The sequence below is a fragment of the Herbaspirillum sp. CAH-3 genome (genome assembly GCF_009668275.1).
Lineage (GTDB): Bacteria > Pseudomonadota > Gammaproteobacteria > Burkholderiales > Burkholderiaceae_D > Herbaspirillum > Herbaspirillum aquaticum.
The window spans coordinates 42,528-54,425 of record NZ_VSWE01000006.1 but is presented as its reverse complement, the minus strand read 5'-3'; the positions used below and the strand labels follow the sequence as shown (position 1 = coordinate 54,425).

11 protein-coding genes are annotated in these 11,898 nt (G+C 63.2%); all 11 read left to right on the top strand.

All coding sequences use genetic code 11. The features are described from left to right. The first annotated feature begins 96 nt into the window (after positions 1–96). The 11 genes from FYB76_RS09090 to rbsD all read left to right on the top strand — a co-directional run bounded on the left by FYB76_RS09090 (position 97) and on the right by rbsD (position 11,722). Positions 97–1,545, top strand: a complete 1,449-nt coding sequence (locus tag FYB76_RS09090; RefSeq protein WP_154133449.1) for a formimidoylglutamate deiminase — start codon at positions 97–99, stop codon at positions 1,543–1,545. A gap of 23 nt (positions 1,546–1,568) precedes the next feature. Next, positions 1,569–2,378: an N-formylglutamate deformylase gene (gene hutG, locus FYB76_RS09085; protein ID WP_154133448.1), complete on the top strand. Its 810-nt coding sequence runs from the start codon at positions 1,569–1,571 to the stop codon at positions 2,376–2,378. 160 nt (positions 2,379–2,538) lie between these two features. Then, the gene (locus FYB76_RS09080; protein WP_088753959.1) at positions 2,539–2,976 is read left to right on the top strand and encodes a universal stress protein; all 438 of its coding nucleotides are present in this window, start codon (positions 2,539–2,541) and stop codon (positions 2,974–2,976) included. Between the two features lie 222 nt (positions 2,977–3,198). Continuing rightward, positions 3,199–4,386, top strand: a complete 1,188-nt coding sequence (gene nhaA / locus FYB76_RS09075) for a Na+/H+ antiporter NhaA (protein ID WP_154133447.1) — start codon at positions 3,199–3,201, stop codon at positions 4,384–4,386. A 501-nt stretch (positions 4,387–4,887) separates the two neighbouring features. Next, positions 4,888–5,013 (top strand): hypothetical protein, encoded by a 126-nt coding sequence (locus FYB76_RS26990; RefSeq protein WP_255475291.1) that lies wholly within the window; start codon positions 4,888–4,890, stop codon positions 5,011–5,013. Between the two features lie 683 nt (positions 5,014–5,696). After that, complete coding sequence (locus tag FYB76_RS09070) at positions 5,697–6,641, top strand: sugar ABC transporter substrate-binding protein (protein WP_039788120.1); 945 nt, start codon at positions 5,697–5,699, stop codon at positions 6,639–6,641. Between the two features lie 91 nt (positions 6,642–6,732). Next, the gene (locus FYB76_RS09065) at positions 6,733–8,301 is read left to right on the top strand and encodes a sugar ABC transporter ATP-binding protein (protein WP_154133446.1); all 1,569 of its coding nucleotides are present in this window, start codon (positions 6,733–6,735) and stop codon (positions 8,299–8,301) included. Between the two features lie 52 nt (positions 8,302–8,353). Then, a complete protein-coding gene (locus tag FYB76_RS09060; RefSeq protein WP_088753962.1) occupies positions 8,354–9,340 on the top strand; it encodes an ABC transporter permease in 987 nt (328 codons plus the stop codon). 11 nt (positions 9,341–9,351) lie between these two features. After that, positions 9,352–10,365, top strand: coding sequence for a LacI family DNA-binding transcriptional regulator (locus tag FYB76_RS09055; protein ID WP_154133445.1), 1,014 nt, complete (start codon positions 9,352–9,354; stop codon positions 10,363–10,365). Between the two features lie 44 nt (positions 10,366–10,409). Next, a complete protein-coding gene (gene rbsK, locus FYB76_RS09050; protein WP_154133444.1) occupies positions 10,410–11,309 on the top strand; it encodes a ribokinase in 900 nt (299 codons plus the stop codon). A gap of 20 nt (positions 11,310–11,329) precedes the next feature. Further along, on the top strand, positions 11,330–11,722 hold the full coding sequence (gene rbsD, locus FYB76_RS09045; protein WP_154133443.1) for a D-ribose pyranase: 393 nt from the start codon (positions 11,330–11,332) through the stop codon (positions 11,720–11,722). The last annotated feature ends 176 nt before the right edge of the window (positions 11,723–11,898 follow it).

Below are 11,898 nucleotides of genomic sequence, written 5' to 3'. Positions count from 1 at the left end.
GCGCGATGTCCGGCATACACCAGGAATGCATTCGCATCACGCCAACCCGTGCATGGTTTGCCTTCCACAGAACCGCCAAAGAAAAAAGGTGAGCACATGGTTTCGCTGGGCGAACATACGCCGCAACACCTGCACCAACATCCCGCCACCGAAGCGCCGGGAGATGCGCTGTTCTGCCCCCTGGCCCTGCTGCCGGAAGGCTGGCGCAGCGACGTATTGCTGCGCTGGGATGCGGCCGGCACACTGGTCGAAGTCAAGCCGGCAAGCGCTCCCGGACAGGCCGCAAAGGCTTCCGGTCCGGTCATCGCCGGCATGCCCAACCTGCATTCGCATGCCTTCCAGCGCGCCATGGCCGGGCTGACCGAGGTCATGGGCAGTCCTGCCGATTCATTCTGGAGCTGGCGCAAGCTGATGTACCGCTTTGCCCAGCGACTGCAGCCCGAACACCAGGAAGCCATTGCGCGTCATCTCTATATCGAGATGCTCAAGGCCGGCTATACCTCGGTCTGCGAATTCCATTACCTGCATCACGCCCCCGGTGGTGCGCCCTATGCGGATCGTGCCGAACTGGCCCTGCGCCTGATGCAGGCTGCCGGGGACGCGGGCATCGGCATGACCTTGCTGCCGGTGTTGTACCAATATGCCGGCTTCGGCAGCCAGCCGGCCTCCCCGGAGCAGGCGCGCTTCATCGGTACGCCCAAAAGCCTGCTGACCCTGCGCGAGCACCTGCTGCGCGCCTTGCCGGAAAGCCCCATGCGGCGCTACGGCCTGGCACCGCATTCGCTGCGCGCGGTCGCCCCCGAGGGACTGGCGGAGATGGTCAGCGGCCTGCGGCAGCAGCAGGGCGGGCAGGATGCACCGATCCACATCCACATCGCCGAGCAATGGCGCGAGATCCAGGATTGCCTGGCCTGGTGCGGCCAGCGCCCGGTGCAATTGCTGCTCTCGCTGCAGGAAGTGGATGCCCGCTGGTGCCTCATCCACGCCACCCACATGGACCTGGGGGAATACCAGGCCGTGGCGGCCAGCGGCGCGGTGGTGGGCTTGTGCCCGACCACCGAAGCCAATCTCGGCGACGGCATCATCGATGCCGCACAATTGCTGCAATCGGCGACCCCGTGGGGCATCGGTTCGGACAGCAACATCGCCATCAACCTGCGTTCGGAGCTGCGCCTGCTGGAATATGGCCAGCGCCTGCATCATCGCCGCCGCAACGTGCTGGCCTCGGAAGCGGCTCCGGCCACGGCCGACCGCCTGTTCGCGCAAGCCCTCGCGGGGGGAGCCGCTGCCAGCGGGCGCGCCGTTGCCGGACTGGCGGTGGGCCAGCGCGCCGACTTCGTGGTACTCGACGGCCAGGACGTCAACCTGGCGGACCGCAGCCCGGCGCAGTTGCTCTCGGCGCTGGTATTTTGCGAGCACGATGGCCAGCCCATCCAGGATGTCTACGTCGGCGGCCGCCAGGTCGTCAGCGCCGGACGGCATCGGCTGGAGGACAGCGCCCGCCAGGCCTATCGCCATGCCATTGCCGACTTGTTGAAGGATTGAGGAATTGAAGAGCTGAGGACTGAATGATGCACGCCACCCCGCAAGAGATCTACGAACTTCGCCAGGGCAGTTCGCCCCTGCTCATTTCCATGCCGCACGTCGGCACGCGCCTGCCCGACGACCTGATGGGCGCCTTCAGCGAGGTCGGCCTGCAGGTGGACGACACCGACTGGCACATTGCCGAACTGTATGATTTTGCGGCCGACCTGGGCGCTTCGGTGATCCGTCCTTTTCATTCACGTTACGTGATCGATCTCAACCGGCCAGCCGACGGAAAGAGCCTGTATCCGGGGCAGAACACCACCGGGCTCTGTCCGCTGACGACATTCGACAACCTGCCGCTCTACCGCAGCGGCAGTGAACCCGATGCCGAAGAGATCGCGCGCCGCCTGCAGGTTTACTGGCACCCTTATCACGCTGCCCTGCAGGCTGAACTGGCCAGGCTGAAGGCCTTGCACGGCTTTGCACTGCTGTGGGACGCGCACTCCATCCGTTCGGTCATTCCCCACTTGTTCGAGGGCGAACTGCCGGTCTTCAATTTCGGCACGGCCGACGGTGCGGCCTGCGCGCCGGGCCTGGGCGAGGACTTGCTGGCGCTGGCCCGGCATCTGGCGCCGCACTATCCGGCTGTATTGAACGGCCGTTTCAAAGGCGGCTACATTACCCGCCATTACGGGCAGCCTGGCCAGCAGGTCCATGCGATCCAGCTCGAACTGGCCCAGCGCAGCTACATGCAGGAGCAGGCGCCCTACGCCCTGCAGGCGTCGCTGGCGCAACAGCTCAAGCCGGTGCTGGCGCAACTGGTGGCGCGATTCTCCGCCTTTCGCCCCTGAACCGGGCTTCCGGACCGTTCCATTTGATCCAGCGCAAATGCGCGCCAGCTCTGGCGCTGCAGCCGGTGCGGCTTGATGCATGTCAAGTCTGTTCAGGTGAGCGGGGCTTAGTATGCAGTCATACCAAGTCAACGCAATCAAGTCACCTGCTGAGGTCATCATGTTCAAGAACATCCTGTTGGCAACCGATGGTTCCCGTCTGTGCAACGAATCCGTGAAGGCCGCCATCGCGCTGGCCAAGAGCTGCGGCAGCACGCTGGTCGGCTTGTCGGTGGCGGGTAACCTGCGCGCCTTGTCCATCCCCGAGGTGAGTGTCGGTGTCGATGTGGCGCGGACCGAGGAAGCCGGCCGCGAACGTGCACTGGCCAGCGTTGAAATGATCACCGCGATGGCCCGCGAAGAAGGTGTGCCGTGCACGGTGCAGGTGGCCCAGGGCGGCCGTCCTTACGAAGAAATCATGCGCGTGGCCGAGCGCGAGCACTGCGATGCCATCATCATGGCCTCCAAGGCGCGTTCCACGCTGGGTCGCCTCTTGCTGGGCAGCCAGACGCAGAAGCTGCTCGCGCACAGCAAGGTCCCTGTGCTGGTCTATCGCTGATTGAAGAACAAATGAAGCAATGCGCCCGACAAGCGGGTGCATCGGGCGGTTGAAAGAGCCGTCATGAAGGTTTGTGGTGTGGAGGGTCGGGCCGTTCCTGTGGAGAGGGACGGCCCTTTTTTTTGCCCGCGTCCCGGGTGCGCCCGGCCGAAAGATTGGTGAAAAGCCACGGCCTTTGTTACAGTCTGCCCTTGTTTTGACGACCACACCAAGGAGCCGGCATTGACCACATCCCCTCACCAGGCCCAGGGCGGCAACGCTTTTACCCGATTCTTCGCGCATGAAGCCGCTGGCGGCATCGTGCTGGCCATCGCTGCGGTGCTGGCGCTGATCATCAGCAACAGCAGCTGGAAAGAAGCTTACGAAGCCTTCACCCGCACTCCGGGCAAGGTCGACATCGGTGGCCTGGTGGTCCTGGCCAAGCCATTGCTGCTGTGGGTCAACGACCTGTGGATGGCAGTGTTTTTCTTCCTGGTCGGGCTGGAAATCAAACGCGAATTCGTCGAAGGCGAACTGGCTTCCCGCAAGCAGGCCATCCTGCCGGCGGCTGCGGCCCTGGGTGGCATGCTGGTGCCGGCGGGCATCTATGCCCTCATCAACCTGGGAGATCCGGTGGCCCTGCGTGGCTGGGCCATTCCGGCAGCCACCGATATTGCCTTTGCCATCGGTATCGTCATGCTGCTGGGTTCGCGCGTGCCCACCTCGCTGAAGGTCTTCCTCACCGCGGTAGCCATCATCGATGACCTGGGCGCCATCGTGGTCATCGCCTTGTTCTATACCGACAATCTTTCGCTGGGCATGCTGGCCGCTGCTGCAATTGGCACGCTGCTGCTGCTGGTGCTCAATCGCAGCGGCGTGCGCCGCGCCGATGTCTACATTGTGGTGGGCCTGGTGATCTGGGTGTGCGTGCTCAAGTCGGGCATCCACGCCACGCTGGCCGGTGTGGTCACGGCCCTGGCCATCCCCATGCGCGATGCGCGGGGTGAGCCGCTGGCCGCTGCCCTGGAGCATGGCTTGCATCCCTGGGTGGCTTTCCTGGTGCTGCCCATGTTTGCCTTCGCCAATGCCGGCGTCTCGCTGCAAGGCATGTCGCTGGGCAGCCTGTTTGAACCGATTCCGCTGGGCATCGCCGCCGGACTGGTGCTGGGCAAGACCATAGGCGTGTTCGGCGCCGCCTGGCTGATGATCCGCAGCGGCCTGGCAGCCGCGCCAGCCGGAGCCACCACCAGGCAATTCGTGGGTGTGTGCATGCTGTGCGGCATCGGCTTCACCATGAGCCTGTTCATCGGCGGACTGGCTTTCCAGGGGCTCGCCCCGGACTTCGAAGCCAAGCTCAAGCTGGGCGTGCTGGGCGGCTCCATCCTCGCGGGCCTGCTCGGGACGCTGGTGTTGTGGCGTAAAGAGATATAAGCAGCGTGAACATCACGGCCACATATCTTTCCGCGAATTAGAAACGACGTATTGATTAACAAAAACATCACAAATTCGCTTGCAAGACGCGCCAAGTCGTCATTTGGCGACGTTTAACCAACTTTCGGTTTTGCATTGCAAAAAATTATATAAAAAATAAGTTATTGCACACCATTAGTGCGATTCCGAGGGGAAACGGGGGTGAAGAGGGCCTTCCGTTTCCACATCGCGAAGTGAATCCATGCGACAACGAAATGCCGGCAACGAGCTCGGCCATGAATTGCTGCTGCGCAGAACAAGCCATTCTTTACATCACCTTTTGGCAGTAGCAAGATACTTGCACGGGCCTGTAGCGGCGCGGCGTGGAAGGGCGCCGATGCTGACACTACTGACAACAGCGCCCGCAGCAAGCAGGGGATATTGTCGTTTCGATATTTTCACCCCTTGGGACGATAAGCCTGGCGAATAACAGCCCGGCCATCAAAAGCAGAGGAGACAAGCATGAAACTGATGGAATTGCTCATGAGCTACGGTAGCCAGGCACTCGTGTGGTACGCGATGTACGTCATCGTGGGGAGCTGTGCCTTCGGTGCCTACGTCTGGCGCCGCACGCATTTCGGTCACTGATCCTCTCACATTCACCTCGACGCAGCCCGGACTGAAGTTCGACGCTGCGTGCATGACGCAAGGCGAGGGCACAGGACCAGTGCTGGCCTGAAGCATGCCGTTTCCCATCCCGCGCAAGGGCGAGGACATGGGAGCGGTGCCGTGCTGGTAACCCGCGCGCGTCGTCATTGCATGACCCCATCGACCTGCCAGAACGGCGGGAAGCGCTTGACCGGCGCTTCCCGCCGTTTGTCGTTTCGGCTTGCCTGAGCGCGTGCCCGGCACTTCCTTTTGCACACTCCCCGGATCAAAAAAAGCTGCACCGCAGCTTTATTTTCTGTTTTTGCGGTGCTATTCTCCAATCCGCGCAAACGTTTGCGCACCGATAACGGCGTCTATCTAGGGCCTGTTCACACTTAATCTGCGAGATGCGTTGCCCCCAGAAGGCGTGGTGGCAAGGCGCGCGTCAGGGCTGGTGGTGGTGCCACCAGCCCTGACGTGCAACGCGGCCAGCGCGCCTTCTGGGGGCAACCCTCCGGGAGAGGCCGCCAAGCGTCGCCTGCCGTTGTTGCAGCTCCTTGCCGTGGCACCACCACGGCGCGTCGCTGCGCCTAGGCAGTCAACGCTTGGCGACCTCTCGCACTCGCAGATTAAGTGTGAACAGGCCCTGGGAAACGCCGGCAACATCAATACTGGAGACCCAGATGAACAAATTCACCCGCCGCCATTTCGCCATCGCCGCCCTGGCATGTGCAGTCCTTCCCGGTGCCGCCATGGCACAGACTCCGGCCAAGCCCAAGGTGGCCCTGGTCATGAAGTCGCTGGCCAACGAGTTCTTCCTGAACATGGAAAACGGTGCCCGCGAATACCAGAAGGCCAACGCCAGCAAGTTCGACCTGATCGCCAACGGCATCAAGGACGAGCAGGACACCGCCAACCAGATCAAGATCGTCGAGCAGATGATCGTTTCCAAGGTCAATGCCCTGGTGATCGCCCCGGCTGACTCCAAGGCCCTGGTGCCGGTGGTCAAGAAGGCCATCGATGCCGGCATCATCGTGGTCAACATCGACAACAAGCTCGACGACGCCGCCCTGAAGGAAAAGGGCATCACCGTGCCGTTCGTGGGCCCGGACAATCGCAAGGGCGCCAAGCTGGCCGGCGACTACCTGGGCAAGCAGCTGCAAAAGGGTGACAAGGTCGCCATCATCGAAGGCGTGTCCACCACCTTCAACGCACAGCAGCGCACCCTGGGCTTCCAGGATGCGATGAAGGATGTCGGTGCGAATGTCGTGACCGTGCAGTCGGGCCAGTGGGAAATCGACCAGGGCAACAAGGTCGCCGCCTCGATCCTGAACGCCCATCCTGACATCAAGGCCATCCTGGCCGGCAACGACAACATGGCGCTGGGCGCCGTGGCAGCCATCCGCGCCGCTGGCAAGACCGGCAAGGTGCAACTGGTCGGTTACGACAACATCAACGCCATCAAGCCGATGTTGAAGGATGGCCGCGTGCTGGCCACCGTCGACCAGTTCGCCCAGCAGCAAGCCGTCTTCGGCATCGAGACCGCCCTCAAGGCCGTGACCGAGAAGAAGCCGCAAAGCGCCCTGGGTGGCGTGGTCGAGACCAAGGTCTCGCTGGTCACCAAGTAATACCGGCGCCCCTGGCGTCTTCTCCGCAAGGTGCCTGCGCCCGTGACCGGGCGCGGGACTTTGCCTCTCCCTCCTTGTGCGCTACAGAACCATGCAGCCCAACGACTCTCCCTCCCAAGCTTCGCCCTTGCTTACCTTGTCCGGCATCGGCAAGAGCTATGCCGCACCGGTGCTCGATGGCATCGACCTGGACCTGCGTCCGGGCCAGGTGCTGGCCCTGACCGGCGAAAACGGCGCCGGCAAGAGCACGCTCTCCAAGATCATCTGCGGCCTGGTCGATGCCAGCGCCGGCGGCATGACGCTGGATGGCCAACCCTATGCACCGGCATCGCGCACCCAGGCGGAAGGCCTGGGCATCCGCATGGTGATGCAGGAACTGAACCTGATCCCCACGCTGTCGATTGCCGAAAACCTGTTCCTGGAAAAACTGCCGCGCCGCTTCGGCTGGATCGACCGCAAGAAGCTGGCCGAGGCCGCCCGTACCCAGATGGAAGTGGTCGGTCTCGGTGAGCTGGACCCGTGGACCCCGGTCGGCGACCTGGGCCTGGGCCACCAGCAGATGGTCGAGATCGCCCGCAACCTGATCGGCAGCTGCCGCTGCCTGATCCTGGACGAGCCCACGGCCATGCTGACCAACCGCGAGGTGGAACTGCTGTTCTCGCGCATCGAGCGCCTGCGCGCTGAAGGCGTGGCCATCATCTACATCTCGCACCGGCTGGAAGAACTGAAGCGCATCGCCGACCGCATCGTGGTCCTGCGCGATGGCAAGCTGGTCTGCAATGACGACATCGGCCGCTATTCGACCGAGCAACTGGTGCAATTGATGGCCGGTGAATTGACCAAGGTCGACCTGGATGCCGAACATCGCCGCATCGGCGCGCCGGTGCTGCGCATCCGTGGCCTGGGACGCGCCCCCGTCGTCCAGCCGGCCAGCCTGGCGCTGCATGCAGGTGAAGTGCTGGGCATTGCCGGCCTGATCGGTTCCGGTCGCACGGAACTGCTGCGCTTGATCTTTGGCGCCGATCGCGCCGAACAAGGTGAGATCTTCATTGGCGACAGCCAGCAGCCCGCACGCATCCGCAGTCCCAAGGATGCCGTCAAGGCCGGCATCGCCATGGTCACCGAAGACCGCAAAGGACAGGGCCTGCTGCTACCGCAAGCCATCAGCGTCAATACTTCGCTGGCCAACCTGGGCAGCGTGAGCCGCGCCGGCATGCTCGATCACGCGGCCGAGAGCAGCGTGGCGCAAGAGTATGTGAAGAAACTGCGCATACGCAGCGGCAGCGTGGCACAAGCCGCCGGCGAACTGTCGGGCGGCAACCAGCAGAAAGTGGTGATTGCCCGCTGGCTGTACCGCGATTGCCCCATCATGTTGTTCGATGAGCCCACACGCGGCATCGACATCGGCGCCAAGTCCGATATCTATCGCCTCTTCGCGGAACTGGCGGCGCAGGGCAAGGGCTTGCTGGTGGTCTCCAGCGACCTGCGCGAGCTGATGCAGATCTGTGACCGCATCGCCGTCATGAGCGCGGGCCGCATTGCTGACACCTTCAGCCGCGATGACTGGTCGCAGGAACGCATCCTGGCGGCCGCCTTCAGCGGTTACGTGGGACGCCAGGAAGCCGTTGCGGCGGCGCATGTGGCGGGCAATACCGCCTGAGCGGCCGGACCCTGCGGCCCCGACTATCAACTGCCAAGATTGAACGAGACAGATGCAAACTTCTTCCTCTACCCCCGCCGCCAGCCGGCAAGCGGCCTACCTGGCCGGTTTCAAGAACTACCTGGGCCTGATGGCCGCCTTGCTGGCGATGTGCGTGATGTTCGCCTTCCTGAGCGAGAACTTCCTCAGCGCCGCCACCTTCATCACCCTCACCAATGACATCCCGCCACTGGTGGTGATGTCGGTGGGCATGACCTTCATCCTCATCATCGGCGGCATCGACCTTTCGGTCGGTTCGGTGATGGCGCTGGCGGCCTCGATGCTGTCCATGGCCATGGTGCGCTGGGGCTGGCCGCTGTACGCTGCAGCCCCCCTGGGCGTGGTGGTGGCGGCACTGTGCGGTACGCTGACCGGCCTGGTCTCGGTGCACTGGCGCATTCCTTCCTTCATCGTCTCGCTGGGCGTGCTGGAAATCGCGCGCGGCCTGGCTTACCAGGTCACCAACTCGCGCACCGAATACATCGGCAGCGCCGTGGACGTGATCAGCTCGCCCGTGCTCTTCGGCATGTCGCCAGCCTTCCTGTCGGCCATCGCCATCGTCATCATTGCCCAGCTGGTACTGACCCGCACCGTGCTGGGCCGCTACTGGATCGGCATCGGCACCAATGAAGAAGCGGTACGCCTGTCCGGTGTGAACCCCAATCCCAGCAAGATCCTGGCCTTCGCCCTGATGGGCGCGCTGGCCGGTATCGCGGCGCTGTTCCAGGTCTCGCGCCTGGAAGCGGCCGATCCCAACGGCGGCGTGGGCATGGAACTGCAGGTCATCGCGGCGGTGGTCATCGGCGGCACCAGCCTGATGGGCGGCCGGGGCTCCATCGTGAGCACCTTCATCGGTGTGCTGATCATTTCGGTACTGGAAGCAGGCCTGGCCCAGGTCGGCGTGAGCGAGCCGATGAAGCGCATCATCACCGGCGCCGTCATCGTGGTGGCCGTGATCCTGGATACCTATCGCCGCCGCGGCCAACGCCACGCGCGCTGAACGAAGACGCCATGGCCACCATCAAGGATGTCGCCAGGCTGGCCGGGGTGTCCTACACCACGGTCTCGCATGTGCTCAACCAGACGCGTCCGGTCAGCAGCGACGCCCGCGAGCGCGTGCTGGCCGCGGTCAAGGAACTCGACTACGTGCCCAGTGCCCTGGCGCGTTCGCTGCGCAGCAACGTCACGGGCAGTATCGGCCTCATCATTCCCAACAACACCAACCCGTATTTCTCGGAGCTGGCGCGCGGGATCGAAGACCACTGCTATGGCGCCGGGTACAGCGTCATCCTCTGCAATTCGGACGATGATCCGGACAAGCAGCGCGACTACCTGCAGGTCCTGCAGACCAAGCGCTGCGATGGCCTCATCATCGCGACCCTGAACCAGGCCGATCTCAACCCGGCGGGCAGGCTCGATATTCCGACCGTTCTCTTGGACCGAGCGCCCAAGGAGCTGGACATCGACCTGGTCAGCACCGACAACGCACTCGGTGGCAGCCTGGCGGCGCGCCACTTGCTGGAGCTGCAGCGCCGCCATGTGGCCTGCATCGCCGGGCCGGATGGACTGGAACTGTCGGACGAACGCGTGCAGGGATTCCGCCAGACATTGCAGGCGGGTGGCCTGGCGCTGGCCGAGGGCGACCTGCTGCATGCGGATTTCAGCGGCATCGGCGGCTATCAGGCCGCCATGCAATTGCTGCAGGGGAGAGGCGAAGGAGAACGTCCGGACGCCATCTTCTGCTGCAACGACATGATGGCCATCGGTGTGCTGCGTGCCGCCGGTGAATTGCAGATCGAGGTGCCGGGCGAATTGTCGGTGGTGGGTTTCGACGATATCGAACTGGCGCAATTCGTTCATCCTCCGCTGACCACGGTGGCACAAAATACCCGCAAGCTGGGCAACCTGACGGCGCAGTTCCTGCTCGAACGCATCGCCGACCCCAGCCTGCCGGCGCGCCGCGAGACGGTGGCGCCGCAACTCCAGCGGCGCGGCTCGACCGCCCCGCGCCCCAAGCAGAACTGAACACGTCACAACGCAACTGAACAAAGAGAACAAAGAGAACACACATGATCGTCATCATCGGCAGCGTCAACATGGACCTGGTCTTGCGCGTACCGCGCATGCCCTTGCCGGGTGAAACCCTGGCCGGCGAAAAATTCATGACCATCCCCGGCGGCAAGGGCGCCAACCAGGCCGTGGCCTGCGCCCGCCTGGCCGCGCCCGGCACCAGCGTGGCGATGGTCGCCTGCGTGGGTGACGACGCCTTCGGCAGCCAGATGCGCGACTCCATCACCGCCTGCGGCATCGATGACCGCTACATCGACGAAGTAGCGGGCGAAGCGACCGGTATCGCCTCCATCATGGTCGACGCCAACGCCCAGAACAGCATCGTCATCGCCGCCGGCGCCAATGGCCGGCTGGATGTGGAGCGCATCGAACGCGCCCGTCCGCTCATCGAGCAGGCCTCCATCGTGCTGCTGCAACTGGAAGTGCCGATGCCTACCGTCATCCACAGCATCGAACTGGCTCACGCCCTGGGCAAAACCGTGGTGCTCAATCCTGCACCGGCACAAGCCTTGCCCCGTGAACTGCTGCAGAAGATCGATTACCTGATCTTGAATGAAATCGAAGCGGCCATGCTGGCCGAGGAGCAGTCGGAAGATATCCCGCTGCTCGCGCGCAAGCTTCACGCATTGGGCGCTCGCAACGTGGTGGTAACGCTGGGCGAGAAGGGCGTCTATGGATCCTTCGCCGATGGCCAGCAGCGCCACCTTCCGGCACGCAAGGTGCAGGCGGTCGATACCACCGCAGCGGGCGACACTTTCATTGGCGGCTTCATTGGAGCCATTGCCCAAGGCCACGACCAGTTCGACGCCATTGCCTATGCCCAGGCCGCGGCTGCCCTGAGCGTCACGCGTGTCGGTGCCCAAACCTCCATTCCCACGCGCGACGAAGTCGTGCTCTGATTTCTTCTTCCTTCATTGCCATGAAAAAGACTGCCTTGCTCAACGCCGCCATTTCCCAGCTCATTGCCACCATGGGCCATGGCGATACCCTGGTCATCGGTGATGTAGGCTTGCCGGTGCCGGCCGGTGTTCCGGTGATCGATCTTGCCGTCACGCGGGGCGTGCCCGATTTCATGACCGTGCTCAACACGGTGCTCAGCGAATTGCAGGTTGAATTCCACATCGTCGCCGATGAAATGCGGAGCGTCAGTCCGGCATTGGCCGCGCAGGTTGCGGCGCTGGACTTGCCGCAAGGCCGCAGCATGTCGCATGAGGATTTCAAGCGCGCCACCGCAGCGGCCAAAGCCTGTATCCGCACTGGGGAATGCACGCCTTATGCCAACATCATCCTCGGCTCAGGCGTGGTGTTTTAAGCAAAAAGGTGTACAAAAAATACATTTACACCTCTAGTTGTGTGATGACTTTGCGACACTTCCACAAATAGTCGCTTGCCCTTGTTGTTTGGCATGCGCGGATGTCGCATCATGTTGCCTACGGAAAAGTTCGAGGGAACTGCGTTCGCGCTGTTCAATAAAAAGAAGCTGGATCT